A 16,980-nucleotide genomic window follows, 5' to 3' on the forward strand; every position below is an offset into this window, starting at 1 on the left:
TTTGTTGGGCCACCGTAAACACTAATAGGTCGCCAGATGAAATTCTCTAACTTTCTGTTCCCCGACAGCATGTCGGCTGCCGACGACGGGCGGATCATCGACGAGACGCTGCAGGAAGCTCGGCTGACCGACGCGCTTGGGTTCGACACGATCTGGCTGGCGGAGCACCATTTCGACGGGATCGTCGCCTATGTCGATCCGGTTGCCTTCGCCGCGGCGCTGGCTGTCGCCACCAGCCGCGCGCGGATTGGTTTTGCTGTCGCACAGATGGCGCTGCATCATCCAATCCGTCTGGCGGAGCAGGTTGCGCTGATTGATCACATCAGCAAAGGGCGGCTGATCGTCGGGTTGGGCCGGGGCACCGCGTACAACATCTATGACTACCAGGGTTACGGCATCGATCACACCGAGGCTCAGGCCCGCTTCGAGGAAGCCGAGGCGGTGATGTTCGAGGCTTGGCAGGGTCGGCCCATGCGGCACAGCGGCCGGTTTTTCAACCTGATGCTGCCGGAACTGAGGCCATCGACCTTCACCAAACCGCATCCCTACGTGATCCGCGCCGCGGCGACGGAGCACGGCATGCTGGAGATCGCCAGGCGCGGCAATCCATTCATGATGAACGTGCAGAACAATGCCGTCACCGCGCAGCGGATGGAGCTGTATCGACAGACGTTGCGCGGGATCGGCCTGGACGAGGCAACGATCGCGGCCAAGCTGGATGAATGCTGGGTGTGGCGCAACGTGTTTGTCGCCGAGACCGACGCCGAGGCTGAACGGGTCGCAATCCCCGCTTTCAAGGCGATGCATGAGCACCGCGTGGCGATGCGCAACCGTATATACGCGGAGCAGCAAGCCTCGATCCTGCCGATGCCGGCGCCGGGCAGTGCGCCTCCGGCACATGCGGCGGTCGAGCACGCGCTGGTCTGCGGATCGCCCGCGACCGTGGCCGAGAAACTGGCGCCGCTGAAGGCTACCGGGGTCGGCGGGTTGATCATGCAATTCCGTCTGGGGCCGATGAACTACGAGCAGACGGCGGCCAGCCTGACCTTGTTCAACGACAAGGTCATCCCTGGGCTGTGAGCGAGGAAGACGGGACATCAAACTGGCAGCGCAACCTTTGGGTCTGCGTATTCGGGTCGTTCACCACCATCGTCGCGATGACCCTGCTGCTGCCGTTTTTGCCGTTGTACGTGCAGCAGCTTGGGGTCAGCGACCACGCCGCGATCGTGCAATGGTCGGGTGCGGCGTACGGTGCCACGTTCCTGACGGCGGCGCTGTTCGCGCCGTTGTGGGGCAGGCTGGGCGATCAATACGGTCGCAAGCTGATGCTGATCAGGGCGAGCCTGGGCATGGCGGTGGCGATGTCGCTGATCGGCCTGTCGCAGAATGTCTATCAACTGGTCGGGCTGCGGCTGCTGGCGGGGCTGCTTGGCGGCTACTCGTCCGGTTCGATGGTGCTGGTGGCGACGCAAACGCCGCGCGCGCAGACCGCCTGGGCGTTGGGCATGATGTCGTCGGGGGTGATGGCGGGCAACCTGGCGGGCCCGTTGATCGGCGGCTTCCTGCCCCCGCTGATCGGCATCCGGATGACCTTCCTTGCGGCGGGCGCGATCATCTTCGTTGCGTTTCTGACGACAACTTTCCTGATCCGGGAGGAGCCCCGGCCACGGCGATCCAAACAGGCCTCGCGGCAGGGAGGTTGGGCAAGTGTTTCCGACAAGCGTCCGGTGATGGCGATGTTGATTACCGGGATGCTGCTGATGCTGGCGAACATGTCGATCGAGCCGATCATCACGGTGTATGTGTCGCAGATCATTCGCGACCCGGCGCACGTCACTATTGTGGCCGGCTTCGTGATGTCGGCGGCGGCGTTGGGCAGCATTCTTTCGGCGTCTCGGTTGGGAAAACTGGCTGACCGGATGGGCCACTGGTCGGTGATCATCGGCTGTCTGCTGGCGTGCGCGGCGCTGCTGATACCTCAGGCGTTCGTCACCGCCGGATGGCAGTTGATCGCGCTGCGCTTTCTGATGGGACTTGCATTAGGTGGATTGCTGCCGTGCGTTGCGACAGTCATTCGCCACAACGTTCCCGAACAGAGCGCCGGAAGCGTGCTGGGGCTTTCGACATCCTCACAGTATGTCGGACAGGTGGTGGGTCCGTTGGCAGGCGGCTTTGTGGGCGGGCACTTCGGCATGCGCGCGGTGTTTCTGGGGACCTCTGTGCTGATGGCGGCCGGCGGGTTTTATGGCTGGGTTTCGCGACCCCGGCGTTAGACAGGCTCGATCTGCACCTGGTTCGTGTTGTAGGTGGTTGCGCCGCTTGGCGCCGCGCGATCGGTGGTCAGGACATTGGCGGAACCCTTTGAATCGACCCCGTTCGCGCCAGGTGTGTACCAGGCTCCCTCCTTGATCGAGACCACGCCCGGCGCGATTCGGTCTGTCACCTGCGCGGGCAGCTCGGTCGCGCCGATGTCGTTGAACACCCGCACGCGCTGTCCATGCTTGATCCCCCTGGCCGCCGCGTCCTGGGGATGCATCCACACCGTATCGGGATCGACTCGGGCGAGACCAGGTTGATTGCCGTGGATACTATGGGTGCGAGCGCGGGACTTCGGCGTGCAGAGGCTGAGAGGAAAGCGCTGCCTATCGTCATCGGCAGCAAACCACGTCGGGATCGGCGGGATCACTCCGAGACCGTATGGATTTGGCTGTTCTGCCAGGACAGTTGAATAGATTTCGATCTTGCCCGATGGCGTGGCGAATTTGTGGTGGGCCGGATCGCGGATCTGTTTGGCGAAGGCCACCGCGTCGGGGGGCGCCGAGAATCGCGCCACGCCCTGTTCGGCGAAGCTGTCGAAATCACCAACCGCGTCGGCGGTGAGTTCCTTTAGCCACTCGGTCTCGGATCTATCGTTGTAGCCGTGGATGCCGAGGCGCCGTGACAGTTCGTTGAAGATGTCGATGTCGTTGCGGCATTCATACATCGGTTCGATGGCCTGGCGCATGTAGATCGCATAGTGACCCGCGCCGGACCAGGGGGTGTGAACGTCGTTCCGCTCCCAGAAGGTGGTGGCCGGAAGCAAGATGTCGGCCAGGCGTGCGGTGGGGGTCAGGAAGTGATCCTGGGCGACGATGAATTCCACATTGTCGAGCGAGGCCGCCAGCTTTCCGGCATTCGGGCACTGGTTGAACAGGTCGCCGCCGGACGAATAGATCATCCGAATATCCGCCGGATAGCCTCCCGCCTTGCCCCGCGCCAGCAGGTCGGCGAGCAGCGGCGAGGCCACCTTTGCTTCGATCGGGTTTTTGCCGATCGGCAGGCTTTTGATCCCGGCCCGCCCGGTTGCACCATTGCTGACGCCGGAGCCACCGCCGCGGACGCCTACATTTCCAGTGATCGCCGCCAAAGCATAGGCGGCGCGGTGAAATTGCTCGCCGTAGCTGGTTCGCCCGGCGGCGTAGCCGGCCTGGATCGCGGCTGGCTTTGTGGAGGCAAATTCCACCGCCAGGCGGCGGATCGTTGCAGCCGGGATACCGGTGATTTCCGCCGCCCATTCGGGGGTTTTCGGCTGACCGTCGTTCAGGCCGAGCAGATAGGATTTGTACGATGCGCCGGGAGGCACCTCGCGTTCATCGAGTCCGTGGACGTAACGGTCGCAGTAGCGCTGGTCGTGCAGTTGCTCCGAAACGATGACGTAGGCCATGGCGATCAGGGCGGCGGCGTCGGTCGAGGGTCGGATGAAGATGTGTTCGTCGGCAAGCTGCCTGCTGGTCATGGTGACGCGTGGGTCGACGCAGATGATGCGCGTGCCGTTCTGCTTCGCGTGTTTCAGATACTGCATGGTGCCGGTGCCGAAGGTTCCGTCTCCCGGGCTCCAGCCCCACATCAGGATCAACTTGGAGTTGACGTAATCGGTTGGTTCGCGCCCAGCGGATTTGTAGTCTTTTTCACCATAAGTGATGCGGACTGAAAACACCTCCGCTTCGGCCGACATGTTGGACCATAGATCGGTGCAGCCACCGAACATGTACAGAAACCGCTGGGCGGCGACACGTCCATGCAGCATCGACTGGCTGCCGGTGCGCGATGCGTCCAGAATCGCGGCGTTGCCGTACTCGGCGCGGATACGCAGCATCTGGTTCGCGACAGTATCGAGCGCTTCGTCCCAGCTTACACGTTGGTATTGGCCCGAACCACGCGGCCCGCTGCGACGCATCGGGTATTTCAGCCGGTCGGGGTGATAGGTGCGCTCGATCTGGCCGACACCACGCGCGCACGCCGGCAACGGGGGATGGTCGGGGTTCCAGCGTCTGGCGTCGGTCGAGATGTGTACGATGCGCCCGTCGCTGACATGCGCGTTGACCACGCAACGGCCGCCACAATTGTGGCCGCAGGTGCTGGTGACAATCGTTTCACCAGTCGTGGCGGTGGCACGCGGGGCTTCGTAGATCGTTTCTGTCATCGCATGGTTGCCTGTTGGATGGCTCGCCAGACCCTCTCAGGGGTCGCGGGCATGTCGATATGGGTCACGCCGAGCGGCGACAATGCATGCAATATGGCGCTGATGATGGTTTGCGGCGCGGCGATCGCTCCGGCCTGACCCGACCCTTTGACACCTAGCGGGTTGGCCTCGGTTGCGATGCCGTTCAGGGTAATATCAAGATCCGGCAGGTCGATGGCACGCGGCAACTGATAATCCATGAATGACCCGCTGAGCATCTGTCCCGATTGCGGATCGTAGACGGTATGTTCCAGCAACGCCTGGCCGATGCCCTGGGCCAGGCCGCCTTGCACTTGGCCGACGGTCAGCAATGGGTTGATCAGGGTGCCGTAATCGTCCACCGCGGTGTAGCGGTCCAGCACGACCATGCCGGTATCGGGATCAACTTCGACCTCGGCGATGTGGCAGCCGTTGGGGAAGGTGATGATATCGAGCAGGTTCCAGACATAGGTATCCAGCGAGGTATCTCGGGCGACCGACAGCAGATCGACGGAACGATCGTCGGCGGTAAAGCGTCCGGCGACGAATACGACCTGATCGGGGTTGGCCTGCAGCAATCTGGCCGCCACGGCCCTGCCCTTCTCGATGACCTGTTGCGCCGCCTTGAACAGCGCGGCGCCGCCCATGTGCATCGATCGGGCACCGCCATGGCCGTTGCCTTCGGGGATTTCCGCTGTGTCTGCTTGGATGTAACGGAACTGTTCCGGGCTCAGACCCAGCAGGTCGGCGGCGATCTGGGGGTATGATGTTTCGTGTCCCTGACCGTTGCTCTGGGTGCCGACCAGGATGGTCACCGTATCGTCTTTGCCGAAACGAAGTTCGGCGCCCTCATTGGGCGCACCGCGGGCGGTTTCCAGGAAGCAGGCGAGGCCGATGCCGCGAAGCCTGCCGCGACGTTCGCTGAAGGCGCGACGCTGGGAAAAACCGGCGTGGTCGGCGAGCAACAAAACGTCGTCGATGTTGGCGGCGAAGCGGCCGCAGTCGACGACGGTACCCAGCGCTTTCTGGTAAGGAAACGATCTGATCAGGTTGCGACGACGCAGGTCGATCGGATCGAAACCACATTGGTTAGCCGCCTTGTCGACCAGCCGTTCGATCAGATAGTTCGCCTCGGGTTTGCCGGCGCCGCGATAGGCATCGATCGGCGCGGTGTTGGTGAACGCCGCGCGCACATCCATGTGGATCGCCGGAATGACGTAGCCACCGCCCATCGCCGCTGCCGGTGCATTGGTCGAACTGCCGGGGCCGCCGCCCGACATATAGGCGCCCAGACCGGCGATGGTGCTGACCTCGAGTGCCAGAAACAGGCCGTTTTCATCCAATGCCAGACGGCCGCGCGACAGGTTGTCGCGACCTTGCGCGGTGCACAGAAAGTCCTCGGCGCGATCTTCCACCCATTTCACCGGTCGCCCCAGCAGGCGCGCGCACCACAACAGCATCACCCATTCCGGATACAGGCAATTCTTGATCCCGAATCCACCGCCCACGTCAGGCGCCGAGACCCTGACTTGGTTACGGGGGCAACGAAATACGCTTTCGGCCAGCTGATCGCGGATGGCATGCACGCTGGCGGCGGTTACCAACAGATCGTAGCCTCCTCCGACCCATCGCCCAATGGCTGCTCGGTTTTCGATCGGCGCGATCACCAGGCGGTTGTTGATGACCTCGATGTCCACGACGTGTGCGGCCGCGGTCAGCGCCGCCTGCACCGCCGCCGCAGCGCCGCGCTGGAAGCGATACGATTGGTTGCCGCTGTCCCACAATCGCGGGGCCTTCGCTGCCAAAGCGGCGGCTGCGTCGACGACACACGGTAGCGGCGTGTAATCGACCACCACCTGCTCCGCCGCGTCACGCGCGACATGGGCGGTTTCGGCAACAACGAACGCGACCGGGTCGCCGACATGTCGCACCCGCCCGTTCGCCAGCGCCGGACGCGACGGCACGACCATCGGCGCGACTGTCGCCACCTGTGTCGCGCACGGCAGCGGTCCCAAATCGGCAACGTCATGGTAGGTGTAGATACCCAGGACGCCGGGCATCGCGCGCGCGGCTACTGTATCGATCCGATCGATCACCGCGTGGGCGTGCGGTGACCGGACCACATTGGCCCAGGCTTGCCCGGGATCATTCACATCATCGACAAACACCCCGCGACCGGTGAGCAGGCGCTGGTCTTCCAGCCGCCGCGAGGACTGGCCGATGAAGGCCATCAAAACCCGAGTTTGTCGGCCAAGCCGTAGCCGTGCGCAAGATCGCGGATCTTGCCCCAGGTCGCATCCTCAATCGGCACGCCGTTCTTGCGGCGATCGCGCTCCTTGTTGAACTCGACCTCGCCTGGATAGAACACTTCGGTGAACCCCTGAGCCAGGGGTGTCGCTTTCAGATACTGTGCAAACTCGGTTACTTCCTGCTTGAACGTCACCAGATCGCGGAACGCGGCCACGTTGAACACCGCGATGAAACAGCCATCGTTGTGACGCCCGCTCGGTTCAACGCCGAACCCGAGGCCGGTCAGTAGCCCGGACATGATCTCGACGATCGCAGCCAGGCCGGTGCCCTTGTAGCCCTCGGCGCCACCCAGCGGCAGCAGCGCGCCGCCTGATTTCAGCACACGCGGGTCGGTTGATGGTTTTCCTTCCGCATCGATCAGCCAGCCGGTCGGCACCTGCTCACCCCGCGCGGTCGCGACATTGATCTTGCCGGCGGCGGCGGCCGAGGTCGCCATGTCGAAGACGAACGGACCATCCAGGTTGGACGGGATGGCGAAGGAGATCGGATTGGTGCCCAGCCGCGCCTTGGCGCCGCCGAACGGGGCGACCGCCTTGGCGCTGCGACCGGAATCGGCGGTGATCATCGCGATCATGCCTTCCTTGGCGGCCAGCAGAGGATAGCTGGCAAGGCGTCCAATATGGCTTTGGCGAAACACCGTCGCCGCCGCCACGTTCTGCGTCTTGGCTTTTTCGATCGTGTAGCGCATCGCTCGGTCGGTCACCGCGTAGCCAAAACCCCAGTTGCCATCTATCACGGTCGTGGTCGCCGTCTCTTGCGTGATCACCCATGGGGCCTGAGGAACGATATGGCCGACCTTGATGCGGTCTATATAGGTCGGGATGAGAATGATGCCGTGACTGTCATGGCCGACCAGGTTGGCGCCGATGTTGTAGCGCGCGATGACCTCGGCCTCTTGTTCCGACGCGCCGGCGGCGACGAGCAAGCTGCGGGCAACCTCAATCAGTTTTTCAGCGGGCACATTGGGCATGGACTTTCTCCGCGAATTGCTTGGACGCAGGCTAACCCAGGGGTCGTCGGTTGGCCAGAACGGCAAAACCGGGGTAGCGTGACGCGAGAGACGAACCAAGGGAGCGGATCATGGCGAGCAAGTCCAATGTCTACGCCGGCGTCGCGGGTTATGTCGGCCGCGCGGATCAGCAGGGAACGGTGGGGGTGTTCACGCGGCCGGCGGAAACCGGGCGCTGGCAGCACACGCTGACCGATCACGAGACTTATACCGTCAGCATCCACCCGACCGATCCGAACGTCGTTTTCGCCGGCACGGCGGACGGGGTTTATCGCAGCACCGATCGCGGCAAGACGTTCCAGCGGACGAATTTTCCTGACCATAGCACCCAGATCTGGTCGTTCCTGGTGGATGCCAAAAATCGCAAACTGATCTATGCCGGCGGTTCTCCGATCAGCCTGTATCGCAGCGAAGACACCGGCGAAACCTGGCGCAAGCTGCCCGATCCTGGCATGCCCGATCGGGCGGTGATGCCGTTCGCTTGCCGCGTTATGCGCATGGCGCAACATCCGGCGAAGCCCGGCACCATCTTCGCGGCGCTTGAGGTGAATGGCGTGATGCGCACCACCGATGGCGGCGAAAGCTGGAGCGACTGTAGCTCCGACCTGATCCGGCTGGGGCAACAGCCGCATTTGAAGAGCAAGATCGTCAGCAACACCTATAACGAGGGCATGCTGGACGGTCACGCCATCGCCATCAGCCCGGCCGACCCCGACAAGGTGATCGTCGCGGTGCGGATGGGACTGTTCGAAACCGGCGATGGCGGAGAAACCTGGCAGGACATGGAAGTCGGGCGTTTCTCACCTACGACCTACGGGCGCGACATCAAGGTTTCGCCGCAGGACGGAAGCACGCTCTATGCGGCGCTTAGCGTGGCCGCGTCCAGCAAGGACGGCGCCATCTATCGCAGCACCGACAAGGGTGCGACGTGGAAACGTTTCGACAAGGTGCAGGTGCACGGGACCATCATGTCGGTGGCGGTGCATCACACAGATCCGGACCAACTCTATATCGGCGCTCGCTACGATGGAGAGATTTTCGGCACCGAGAATGGCGGGGCGACGTGGGAGTCGCTGCCGCTGCCGTCGGGCGTGAAGGACATCTACTCGGTCGCCGTCGGGTAGTCGTCCGGCATTGGGATGATCCGACGGGTTATCCCAATGCGTTCCACGCCAGCAGCAGCACGTAACCGCTGATGGCGATTCCGGCATGGATCGCCATCATGGGCCCCTTGTTCTTCAGCCAGAACATGACCACGCCGATGAGTAACGCGCCGCCGCACAACCACGCTGCCAAGGCACCGAACGATGCCACGCCGGAGGCGGCTCCCCTGACCGGACCCCGTAGCGAAAGCAAAAGCAGCGCCAGGCCCAACGCTCCGACAACGCCATGGGCCACACCGGCGGCTAGCGGCGGTCCACCCTTGCCATCGATGGCGCGCAGGTGCCAGAGCGCCAGCAGGGTTCCGGCGGCGACCGCCACGGTCAAGGTCCAGACAGCGACTGACAGCAAACCGATCTAGGCCACAACGCCCAGGCCGCGAAGACGTTCGACGTCTGCGGCGCTGTAACCCGCGCCCAGCAGCACGGCCTCGTTGTGCTGCCCAACCGAAGGCGCTCGGGCCGGCGGAATCTTGTCTACGCCGTCGATATGGAACGGCGTCATCACGGTCAGCCCCTGGCCGTCGCCGAACGGCGCCAGGGCACCGGAATGACGCATCTGCGGATCGTCCAGCGCATCATTGACGGTGGCGACGATACCGAAGGTTATGCCGACGCCATCCAGGATTGTGCGCCATTCCGCCAGATCGCGCCGGGAGAAGATTTCATCCAGAACGATCACCAGTTCCCTGGCGTGCTGTTTGCGAGAAGCCGGCGTCGCGAAGCGGGGTTCGTCGGTCAATTCCTCTCGGCCGATCGCGCCGAGGAAGGATCGCAACTGACGCTGCTCATTGAACAGAGCCATGATGAACCAGCGGCCGTCGCGCGAGCGATAGTGATTCGCGAGGGCGTTCGGCGCGTCATCGCGATGCGGGCGCAACGCCACGTCTTCGCCGAACAACCGGGTCTGCACCGCACAGCCGTTGGCCCACAAACCGTTCTGCAGAAGTGACGAACGCACCACGCCGCCGAGCCCGGTCTTCTCTCGTCGATACAATGCCGATACGATGGCGGCGTATAGTCCGGTCGCGCTGGGATGATCGCCCATCCCCGGCATCGATCGGGACGGCACGGTGGCTTCGTCGGCGCGCACCATGTCCATCAGGCCGGTGCGTGCCCAGTACGCTGTCGAGTCGAACCCGGTCTTGGCTGCTTCCTCGCCGGCCTCGCCGTACGCGGTGAACGACGCGTAGATCAGCCGCGGATTCAACGGGGTCAGGTCGGCCGGGGCCATGCCAAGGCGTTCTCGCACCGGCAGCGGAAAGTTGGTGATGAAAACATCGGCCGAAGCTGCCAGACGGCGCAGCACCGCCAGGCCCTCGGCATGCTTCAGATCGAGTGCCAGGCTGCGCTTGTTGCGGGATGTCAACTGCCAGTAGTAGTCGACGGTCTTTCCGGGGATCGGCTGCGACGCGCGCCATGGATCGCCGGCGCCGGGGGGTTCGATCTTGATGACCTCGGCCCCGAAGTCGGACAGCATTGTCGCCGCTGCCGGCCCGGCGATCCAGCTTGCACAGTCGATGACTTTCAGCCCGGTGAACAGGCTTTCGGCCATGGGCAATTCCCCCGCGAGCGCTAAGGCGCCTGGTTGCTGAAGATGATGGTGCCGGAAGCGGCGAACATTCCGCCGACGCCGTGGCAGACCGAAATCTTCGCGCCAGATACCTGCGCCGGGGCGACGCCACGCATCTGACGCACACTTTCTTGCAGCGCATACATTCCATACATGCCGGAGTGCATGTACGACAACCCGCCGCCGTTGGTGTTCAACGGCAATGACCCTCCCGGGGCCGTATTGCGCCCGGCGATGAACCCCGCCGCCTCCCCGCGCGGCAGGAAGCCGAGGTCCTCCAGCCCATAGATCGGCAGATGCGCGAAGGCGTCGTAGATCATCAGATGATCGACGTCCTTGTGGGTGATCCCGGCCTCCTTGAACGCGGTCGGGCCGGCGACGCGGAACGCACGCGAGGAGGTGAAATCCTCCATCTGGCTGACCAGCGGGGTTTCCGCGCTTTCGCCCGTGCCCAGAACGTAAACCGGCTTGGTCGGGAAATCCTTGGCGCGCTCCGCCGAGGTCAGGATCAACGCGCCGCCGCCATCGGTCACCAGACAGCACATCAGCAGACGAAACGGATAGGCGATCATCCGGCTGTTCAGCACGTCATCGGTGGTGATCGGGTTGCGGAACGTCGCCCGCGGGTTCTTCGCGGCCCATTCGCGCTGCACGACAGCGACCTGGGCGATCTGTTGCTCGGTCACGCCATAGGTCTTCATGTAGCGAAGCACAGGAATGGTGAACATGCTGGGCGGCCCCATCGGCCCGAACGGCTGCTCGAACTGTCCGTTCAGCGATTGCGGATGGACCGAACGCGGCGGATTGCCGATGCGCGACTTGCCGGATTCGCCATGGGTGATCAGCACGGTCTTTGCCAGCCCGGATTCGATCGCCGCGGCGGCGTGGCGGACATGGATCATGAAGCTGCATCCGCCCACCGCGGTGCCATCGATCCAGGTCGGGGTGATGCCCAAATAGTGCGCCAGTTGCACCGGCGTTTCGCCGGCGGTGGCGATGCCGTCGATATCCGCGGGCTTCAGGCCGCAATCGGCCATCGCGTTGATCGCGGCATCGGCGTGCAGTCCGATCTGCGAGAGATCGTTGATCACGCCCATTTTGGTGGTTTCGGCGGCGCCGACGACGGCTACGGTGTTGTGCGGCATCGGTCAGCCTTTCGCCGATGGGGTCGGGGCGGGGCGGAACAAAGGTAACGTGATCGTATCGGTCTGCGGTTCGAACACCACCTCGACCGCCATGTCGAGCACCAGCTTTTCCGGCGTCTGTTCGCACTCGACGATGTTGGTCATCATCCGCGGGCCCTCATCCAGTTCCACCACGGCGATCGCATAAGGCGGAGTAAATCCGGGCACCGGGCGATGATGGATAACGTAACTGTGCAGCTTTGCCTTGCCGCTGGCCTTGGTGATCGAGACTTTGCGTGATGCGCAAACCGGACAGAACGGCCGCGGCGGAAAGTATACCTTGCTGCATTCGTCGCAACGCTGCAGCAGCAACTGGTTTGCCTTGGTGCCGTCCCAGAAATGCTGGGTCTCCGGCGTCGGCTGCGGCAAGGCGCGTCCAGGTGTCGCCATTGACGGTCGTCCTCCGATCTGTTGCCGCGGACGTTAGGCCAGGGTTTGCAGACCGGCAACCGCCGCCAGACCTGACTCTGTTTATGGCGGGGTTCGCGCCAGCACGACCTTGGTGCGCGATGGCCGGGTCATCGCCTCCAGTTGCAGCATCTCATTCAATTGAACCGCGGTCAGAAGCCCCTCATCAAGCACGATGTCGGCGACCGAGCGTTTCTCGGCCAGCGCGCGCAGAGCCACGCGCGAGGAAGCCTCGTAGCCGAGTGCGGGAACCAGTGCGGTGACCAGACCGATGCTGTCGCGAACCAGGGTTTCACAGCGCTCGCGGTCAACCTCGATGCCCTCGACGCAGCGGGTGCGCAAGGTTTCCACCGCCGCCGTCAGCATCCGCAACGAGTTCAGCACGCAATAGCCGATGGTTGGCTCGAAGGCGTTCAACTGCAGTTGGCCGCCTTCGGCGCACAGCGTCACCGTCAGGTCATGCCCGATCACCAGGAACGCCACCTGGTTCACCACCTCGGGGATCACCGGGTTCACCTTGCCGGGCATGATGGAGGAGCCGGCCTGGACCGGCGGCAGGCGTAGCTCGCCGATGCCGGTGCGCGGGCCGCTGGATAGCAGGCGCAGATCGTTGCACAGCTTCGAAAGCTTCACCGCCACGCGTTTCAGCAGGCCCGAGAACAGCACGAACGCCCCCATGTCGGAGGTCGCTTCGATCAGGTTCGCCGCCGGCACCAAAGCCTGCCGGGATGCCCGCGCCAGTTCCTCGACCGCCAGTGTCGCATAGCGCGGATCGGCGTTGATGCCGGTGCCGATCGCGGTCGCGCCCAGGCTGATTTCGCGGAACAGGCCGCCGATATCGGACAGCCGCGCCACGTCCTCTTTCAAGGTGGCGTGGAATGCGTCGAATTCCTGCCCCACCGTCATCGGCACCGCGTCCTGGAGCTGGGTGCGGCCCATTTTCAGCGCGTCGGCAAATTCCACCGACTTGGTCTTGAAGGCGAAGGCCAGATCGTCCAGCGCGCGGGCCAGCGGCTGAATGGCGAAGAGCACCGCCAGCCGCAGCGCGGTGGGATACGCATCGTTGGTGGACTGCGCCATGTTGACGTCGTCGTTCGGGTGCAGCGCGGCGTAGTGGCCGCGTGGATGCCCCATCACTTCCAATGCCACGTTGGCGATCACCTCGTTGGCGTTCATGTTGGTGGATGTGCCGGCACCGCCCTGGATGGCGTCGACCACGAATTGATCGTGGAAGCGCCCCTGTTCGGCGATCAACAGGCAGGCTTGCTCGATCGCCGCCGCCTTGTCGGCCGCCAAATGTCCCAGCCGCTTATTGGCTCGGCATGCCGCCAGTTTGACCAGCGCGAGGGCTCGCACCAGATCGGGAAAGTGCCCGACCGGCACCCCGGTGATCGGAAAGTTCTCGACCGCGCGCTGGCTGTGGATGCCCCAGTAGGCTGACACCGGGACATCGGCCTCGCCCAGCAGGTCATGCTCCCGCCTTGTCTCCACCGAGGTGGTGTGCAGCGGGTTCGGCGGTTCCTGTCCGGTGCGTTCCCCGATCACCAAGGGTGCAGGCAGCGGCTCGGTTTGCTCGTTCATGACGCTCCCTCTGGTGTCGATCAGCTCAGCAGCACCGCCTTGCCGATTACCTGCCGATCGATCACCAGCTGAAGTGCCTCGGCCGCTTGCTGCAGGCGGAAGGTGTGGGAGATTCTGGGGCGCAGCTTGCCTTGCCCGACCAAACAAATCAGCGCCTTCACGTTGGCGATGGCAAGTTCGGGGTCGGCCTCGTTGAGACCACCGATCCGTACGCCGATGGCATCGATTCCCTTGATCAGCAGATAGTTGCTTCTGATATTGGTTGGGTCGCCGCCGAGGAAGCCCAGGATCAGCAGTCGGCCGCCCCATGCCAGGCAGCGCAGCGACTCATCGGCCACCTTGTCACCGATCGGATCGTAGACGATGTCGACACCACGGCCGCCGGTCAGTTGCTTGACCTGATCGACGAAGCCGGACCGGTAGTCGATCGCGTGGTCGGCGCCCTCTTCCAGGCAAGCCGTGCGTTTCGCGTCACTGCCGGCGGTGGCGATGACATTGGCGCCAAACGCCTTGGCGACCTGGATGGCGGCGATACCGATGCCGCCCGCCGCGCCGTGCACCAGCACCCACTCGCCGGCTTTCAGACGTCCGCGCTGCAACAGCGCGTGATAAGCGGTCGTATAGGCACCGCGAAACACGCCGGCTTGTGCCAGGGTCAAGCCCGGCGGGACTTTGTCGCACAGCGCAGCTTTCGCATTGGCAAGTTCGGCGAAGGCGCCCAGCGTGTGACGCGACATCACCGCATCGCCAACCGAGAATTGCGTCACTCCCGGGCCGACCGCGACGATTTCGCCGGCGGCCTCACCGCCGGGTATGAACGGCGGTTCTGGCCGGAACTGGTACTTTCCGGCCAGCATCAGGACATCCACGTACTGCACGCCACGGGCAGCAATGCGGACCTGAATTTCGCCGGCGCCCGGCGCCTCGGGACCGGGAAGCTCATGGTGTGCCAGCACGTCGGGGCCACCAAACCGTTCGCAGACCATAGCCTTCACCAACAAACCTCCTTGCTCACTGTAACAAATAGTATCAGGCGCCGGCTTCAGTAAAAACCTTCCTCGCTTGGCCTGATTGTGGTCAAATCGCTTTACTAGATTGCTCTCCGCAACTGCGGCATCCCAAGGACGGCGCGATTTCCATGTCCAACGCAGCCACGCTGACCGAAGCAGAGGGATCCGGCCACCCCGAAGCCTCCAAGATTCTCCAGACCTTGCGCACGGCACCGTTACTGCGCGACCTACCCGATCCGGTGCTGGATCAACTGGCGGCGATCAGCAAAGTCGTGAACGTGGCCGAGGATGACGAGATTTGCCGCCAGGGCGATCCGGCGGACGAACTGATTGTCGTGTTGGACGGACAGCTCGCCGGGTCCAGCACCGCAGCCAACGGTACGACCGCGGTGGTGGAGGTGATCCGCTCCGGCGAGACACTCGGCCTCGCCACCCTGCTGGCGCGCCTGCCACGGCTTCTGGGTGTGCGTGCCGTCACGCCGAGCCGGCTGCTGTCGATCGACGCGCAAGGTCTGCTGGCACTGGTCGAGCAGGAGCCTTCACTCGTCACGGCTCTGCTGCGCGCCCAGGCCAGCGAGTTCCACGCGCTGGTGCGCCAGGTCTGTGACTTGAAGCTGCGCACGACGGCGCAGCGGCTGGGTTGCTATCTGTTGTCACTCACCACCGAACACCAGGCCAACGCGACGGCGCTGCGACTGCCGTTCGATAAGCGGCTGCTGGCCGCGCGTCTTGGCTGCCGGCAGGAGAACCTGTCGCGCGCATTCGCCGCGCTGCGAGGCTTCGGGGTGGAGACGCATGGAGCGCGCGTCATCCTGCACGATATCGCCAGTCTGAAGGCCTATTCGGAACCGGACGACGCATTCGCGTGATCGTCGAACGTGGCCGGGCGGGATCACACCGGCCCCTGCCGCTACGCCGCGGGTGATCCCCGCCCATAGCCTGTCCGCGCTGGCCCGGGCCAAGTGGCGACCAAGCAGCCGGTTCCAAGACTCCGTCCGCCGCTGTCAATGTCACCCCGTCGCGCACCGGCCCGACGGTCATCGGACCATCCGGACTGGCCAGCCCGGCGCCGGCCAACAGCCAGCGTGCCAGCATTGTCTCGGCCAGCGGCGGCGGGACGGCGTGGGCGCCGGCCACTCTCAGCAGCGACAGCGCATCCGGCACGGTGACGCCAAAAGCCGCCCGCGGTGTCCGGCAGCAGCGCCCGGTGCAGCCCGGCTCCCCGACCGCGGTCCATAAAGCGGCGGCCCACACGCCCGGATCGGCGGAGCGTTGCGTCGCGGTGTCGCAGGCATCTGAAACAGACGCTCGGCGGTGTCGCGCAGCATGTTGCCCACGCCGTCATCGCAGGATTGGTCGGCTTTGGGTCATCGCGGTCCGGCCTTTGCCATGGCGTGCTGCTTCCACAATTCCCACGGCCGGTCGACGAGGCCATCGTTGGTCTTGGTGGCGGCGGCGGCTTCCTGGGCATTCAGGAAGGTCGGGTTACCCAGCCTCATCGCTTCGGCCTGAATCCGGGCGTTCACCTCGGTGTAGACCGCGCGGAACACGACATGGCGGATCGACTGCGCGGCGGCGACCGATCCATGCCCGCGCATCAGCACGACCGAATGATCGCCCATCGTCGCCGCTAGCGCGTGGCCGAGCGAGGGATTGCGGACCAACATGTCGGTGGCGGGTCCTGCAGTGTCGCGGATCTCGAACACCGGCACGCCGGTTCCCAGGAAACCGGCGATGTGATTCATCGGACGCAGCGCCACCGCGGTGTCGGCAAATGGGATCACCGCCGGAGAATGGCTGTGCACGATGGCGATCACATCGGGCCGCGCCTTGTACAGTTCGCCGTGGATGAACCGCTCGAGATACGAGGTACGGCCTCGCGGCTCAATGGGCACGCTGTCCAGATCGTATTCCATGATGTCGTCCCGGGTGACCAGGGCCGGCGCCATGCTGCGCGACAGCAGATAGCGATTCGGGTTCTTGTCGTGGCGTACGCTGACATGGCCGAACCCGTCGACCACGCCCTGGTCGTAAAGGATGCGATTGGCCGCGACCAGGTCGTCCAGCAGGGCCGGGTTCGGCGGTCCGGCCGAGGCCGGAGGTGTCTGCACCCGAGAAGATGGCTCGATTCCGGTGGCGACTGCCGCGGCAAGGAAGCCGCGACGGCCGAGTGACCCCGGCCCGTGGCAGAAGCAAAAGGACATTTCGGTTCCCCCGTTCGCCGCGTCGTGCGGCGCGCCTTTGGGAGACTAGCGGCTGCCGCCA

14 protein-coding genes are annotated in these 16,980 nt (G+C 64.2%); 4 read left to right on the plus strand and 10 right to left on the minus strand.

The window, feature by feature from the left end:
• Positions 1 to 36 precede the first annotated feature (36 nt).
• A complete protein-coding gene (locus tag ACQY4Y_RS04830) occupies positions 37 to 1,080 on the plus strand; it encodes an LLM class flavin-dependent oxidoreductase (protein ID WP_428489418.1) in 1,044 nt (347 codons plus the stop codon).
• Entirely contained in the window at positions 1,077 to 2,273 is a 1,197-nt protein-coding gene (locus ACQY4Y_RS04835) for an MFS transporter (RefSeq protein WP_428489419.1), read from the plus strand. The genes ACQY4Y_RS04830 and ACQY4Y_RS04835 overlap by 4 nt, the downstream gene beginning before the upstream one ends.
• Here the strand turns inward: ACQY4Y_RS04835 and ACQY4Y_RS04840 are convergent.
• From ACQY4Y_RS04840 to ACQY4Y_RS04850, 3 genes are read right to left on the minus strand one after another with little or no spacing between them, the layout of a single operon-like run.
• Positions 2,270 to 4,462 (minus strand): molybdopterin-containing oxidoreductase family protein, encoded by a 2,193-nt coding sequence (locus tag ACQY4Y_RS04840; RefSeq protein WP_428489420.1) that lies wholly within the window; start codon positions 4,460 to 4,462, stop codon positions 2,270 to 2,272. The genes ACQY4Y_RS04835 and ACQY4Y_RS04840 overlap by 4 nt on opposite strands.
• Positions 4,459 to 6,711 (minus strand): xanthine dehydrogenase family protein molybdopterin-binding subunit, encoded by a 2,253-nt coding sequence (locus tag ACQY4Y_RS04845; protein WP_428489421.1) that lies wholly within the window; start codon positions 6,709 to 6,711, stop codon positions 4,459 to 4,461. The genes ACQY4Y_RS04840 and ACQY4Y_RS04845 overlap by 4 nt, the downstream gene beginning before the upstream one ends.
• Positions 6,711 to 7,760, minus strand: a complete 1,050-nt coding sequence (locus tag ACQY4Y_RS04850; RefSeq protein WP_428489422.1) for an Ldh family oxidoreductase — start codon at positions 7,758 to 7,760, stop codon at positions 6,711 to 6,713. The genes ACQY4Y_RS04845 and ACQY4Y_RS04850 overlap by 1 nt, the downstream gene beginning before the upstream one ends.
• Before the next feature lie 110 nt (positions 7,761 to 7,870).
• On the opposite strand from ACQY4Y_RS04850, the gene ACQY4Y_RS04855 reads away from it, so the two are divergent.
• Positions 7,871 to 8,923 (plus strand): WD40/YVTN/BNR-like repeat-containing protein, encoded by a 1,053-nt coding sequence (locus ACQY4Y_RS04855; protein ID WP_428489423.1) that lies wholly within the window; start codon positions 7,871 to 7,873, stop codon positions 8,921 to 8,923.
• Between the two features lie 28 nt (positions 8,924 to 8,951).
• Here the strand turns inward: ACQY4Y_RS04855 and ACQY4Y_RS04860 are convergent, their stop codons facing one another.
• From ACQY4Y_RS04860 to ACQY4Y_RS04885, 6 genes are all read right to left on the minus strand, one after another.
• Positions 8,952 to 9,281, minus strand: coding sequence for a hypothetical protein (locus ACQY4Y_RS04860; RefSeq protein WP_428489424.1), 330 nt, complete (start codon positions 9,279 to 9,281; stop codon positions 8,952 to 8,954).
• A gap of 36 nt (positions 9,282 to 9,317) precedes the next feature.
• On the minus strand, positions 9,318 to 10,514 hold the full coding sequence (locus ACQY4Y_RS04865; protein ID WP_428489425.1) for a CaiB/BaiF CoA transferase family protein: 1,197 nt from the start codon (positions 10,512 to 10,514) through the stop codon (positions 9,318 to 9,320).
• A 20-nt stretch (positions 10,515 to 10,534) separates the two neighbouring features.
• On the minus strand, positions 10,535 to 11,677 hold the full coding sequence (locus ACQY4Y_RS04870) for a thiolase C-terminal domain-containing protein (protein ID WP_428489426.1): 1,143 nt from the start codon (positions 11,675 to 11,677) through the stop codon (positions 10,535 to 10,537).
• Between the two features lie 3 nt (positions 11,678 to 11,680).
• Positions 11,681 to 12,106 carry a Zn-ribbon domain-containing OB-fold protein gene (locus ACQY4Y_RS04875; protein ID WP_428489427.1) on the minus strand — a complete coding sequence of 142 codons (426 nt, stop codon included), beginning with the start codon at positions 12,104 to 12,106 and terminating at the stop codon, positions 11,681 to 11,683.
• A gap of 81 nt (positions 12,107 to 12,187) precedes the next feature.
• Positions 12,188 to 13,705 carry an aspartate ammonia-lyase gene (locus ACQY4Y_RS04880; RefSeq protein WP_428489428.1) on the minus strand — a complete coding sequence of 506 codons (1,518 nt, stop codon included), beginning with the start codon at positions 13,703 to 13,705 and terminating at the stop codon, positions 12,188 to 12,190.
• A gap of 20 nt (positions 13,706 to 13,725) precedes the next feature.
• Entirely contained in the window at positions 13,726 to 14,691 is a 966-nt protein-coding gene (locus ACQY4Y_RS04885; protein ID WP_428490737.1) for an NADPH:quinone oxidoreductase family protein, read from the minus strand.
• 152 nt (positions 14,692 to 14,843) lie between these two features.
• Between ACQY4Y_RS04885 and ACQY4Y_RS04890 the strand changes: the two genes are divergently transcribed.
• On the plus strand, positions 14,844 to 15,584 hold the full coding sequence (locus ACQY4Y_RS04890) for a cyclic nucleotide-binding domain-containing protein (RefSeq protein WP_428489429.1): 741 nt from the start codon (positions 14,844 to 14,846) through the stop codon (positions 15,582 to 15,584).
• 498 nt (positions 15,585 to 16,082) lie between these two features.
• Here the strand turns inward: ACQY4Y_RS04890 and ACQY4Y_RS04895 are convergent, their stop codons facing one another.
• Positions 16,083 to 16,919 carry a class II aldolase/adducin family protein gene (locus ACQY4Y_RS04895; RefSeq protein ID WP_428489430.1) on the minus strand — a complete coding sequence of 279 codons (837 nt, stop codon included), beginning with the start codon at positions 16,917 to 16,919 and terminating at the stop codon, positions 16,083 to 16,085.
• Positions 16,920 to 16,980: the final 61 nt, after the last annotated feature.

Source organism: Rhodopila sp. (assembly GCF_965277165.1).
Taxonomy (GTDB): Bacteria; Pseudomonadota; Alphaproteobacteria; order Acetobacterales; family Acetobacteraceae; genus Rhodopila.

Coding starts and splice junctions, on each gene's coding strand:
- ACQY4Y_RS04890 (WP_428489429.1), top strand. CDS start 14,844: ATGTCCAACGCAGCCACGCTGACCGAAGCAGAGGGATCCGGCCACCCC.
- ACQY4Y_RS04855 (WP_428489423.1), top strand. CDS start 7,871: ATGGCGAGCAAGTCCAATGTCTACGCCGGCGTCGCGGGTTATGTCGGC.
- ACQY4Y_RS04885 (WP_428490737.1), bottom strand. CDS start 14,691: ATGGTCTGCGAACGGTTTGGTGGCCCCGACGTGCTGGCACACCATGAG.
- ACQY4Y_RS04840 (WP_428489420.1), bottom strand. CDS start 4,462: ATGACAGAAACGATCTACGAAGCCCCGCGTGCCACCGCCACGACTGGT.
- ACQY4Y_RS04830 (WP_428489418.1), top strand. CDS start 37: ATGAAATTCTCTAACTTTCTGTTCCCCGACAGCATGTCGGCTGCCGAC.
- ACQY4Y_RS04895 (WP_428489430.1), bottom strand. CDS start 16,919: ATGTCCTTTTGCTTCTGCCACGGGCCGGGGTCACTCGGCCGTCGCGGC.
- ACQY4Y_RS04850 (WP_428489422.1), bottom strand. CDS start 7,760: ATGCCCAATGTGCCCGCTGAAAAACTGATTGAGGTTGCCCGCAGCTTG.
- ACQY4Y_RS04875 (WP_428489427.1), bottom strand. CDS start 12,106: ATGGCGACACCTGGACGCGCCTTGCCGCAGCCGACGCCGGAGACCCAG.
- ACQY4Y_RS04865 (WP_428489425.1), bottom strand. CDS start 10,514: ATGGCCGAAAGCCTGTTCACCGGGCTGAAAGTCATCGACTGTGCAAGC.
- ACQY4Y_RS04880 (WP_428489428.1), bottom strand. CDS start 13,705: ATGAACGAGCAAACCGAGCCGCTGCCTGCACCCTTGGTGATCGGGGAA.
- ACQY4Y_RS04845 (WP_428489421.1), bottom strand. CDS start 6,711: ATGGCCTTCATCGGCCAGTCCTCGCGGCGGCTGGAAGACCAGCGCCTG.
- ACQY4Y_RS04870 (WP_428489426.1), bottom strand. CDS start 11,677: ATGCCGCACAACACCGTAGCCGTCGTCGGCGCCGCCGAAACCACCAAA.